The sequence below is a fragment of the Paraburkholderia sp. UYCP14C genome (assembly GCF_004197395.1).
Classification (GTDB): domain Bacteria; phylum Pseudomonadota; class Gammaproteobacteria; order Burkholderiales; family Burkholderiaceae; genus Paraburkholderia.
In genome coordinates this window covers 1-1,145 of sequence record NZ_SELS01000271.1, presented here as the reverse complement: position 1 = coordinate 1,145, position 1,145 = coordinate 1, and the positions used below count along the sequence as shown (strand labels likewise).

Here is a 1,145-nt window from a genome sequence, read left to right as displayed (position 1 = left end):
ATCGGTCATGTTGGGCTTTCGCGATGTCGTCAGGATTGCAAACGGTTGAGACGAGACTGAATTGAAGACCGGATTGAGGTGATAAAGGTTGAATGGGGCAAGGTACGCGTGAGCTGAATCACGACGCGCTGCGCCGGAACTGAAAACCTCAACAACGCTGTTCGATTAGATCCGGCAGTAGTGCCGCAGGTTGATCATCGTGTAGGCGAGTGTCTTGAATGCGTAGTGAAGAGAGCTGAGGCGTTCGAAGCGCAATAGCAGACGGCGAAACTTGTCTTCCCAGCCGAACAGCCGCTCGATGGTGTTGAAGCGCTCTTTAAAAATGGCCAGCTCGAACAGCGCCTTGCGGCCGCGTTTGGGTTTTTTCCTGCCTCGCGGGTTCGGGTTGATGTTGGGCACCATGCCACGATTGAAGATGGCCTTGCGATTGGCCCGGCAATCGTAGGCGCCATCAAGGCTGACGATGGTGCGGTGTAGTGCCAGGCCTGCTTCGCGGGCGGTCTTCATTAGTGTGGGCAATGCCTCACGTAACATCGGCGATTCGTTGTGGTTGCCGGGTGCGACCACGAACGGTGCGATAACGTTGCAGCGCCGATCACAGAAAGCCACGACCTTGCAGCCCTTGAGTTTTTTGTGACCACTGAAACCGAGATTGTCGCCGCCTTTCTTTGCCGCAGTCGTTGTGCCGTCGCCGTGAATGATCGACAGATCGAGCAACTGGTCCTGCTGGAGTCGGCGTACTGAGGCCAGAAATATCGCATCGAAACATCCGCTCGCATGCCAGCGACGAAAGATCCGGTAAATGCTCGTCGGATGGATTTCGCGTCGACCCTGCTGATTCCTGTCGATCGGCAGCATGTGCCACTGGCAGCCAAGGTACAACGCCCTCAGGATGTAGTTGAAGATCCTGTACAACGGCAGTCGCGGCAGCGGGCCACGACGACCCCGTGGCAAATGAGGCAAGACAAATTCGTTGAATTGCGCTTCGCTCAATTCCACCGGAATCCCTTGTCGGGCTTGGCGTTCGGCCATTTTCCATCATCAAAGCGATGGATTCTAGCCGCTTCGGCGACAACCGCTCGAATCCCTTACCCAACCGGCCTCTCCGCCCATTTTAACCCCAGCGAAAAACCTGCAACCAGTAG

At 56.1% G+C, this 1,145-nt stretch carries 1 protein-coding gene; it reads right to left on the bottom strand.

Annotated features, from left to right (window positions below):
• Nucleotides 1–165: 165 nt before the first annotated feature.
• On the bottom strand, nucleotides 166–1,032 hold the full coding sequence (locus EVC45_RS44785) for an IS5 family transposase (protein WP_129964379.1): 867 nt from the start codon (nucleotides 1,030–1,032) through the stop codon (nucleotides 166–168).
• Nucleotides 1,033–1,145 lie beyond the last annotated feature (113 nt).

Coding starts and splice junctions, on each gene's coding strand:
- EVC45_RS44785 (WP_129964379.1), bottom strand. CDS start 1,032: ATGGCCGAACGCCAAGCCCGACAAGGGATTCCGGTGGAATTGAGCGAA.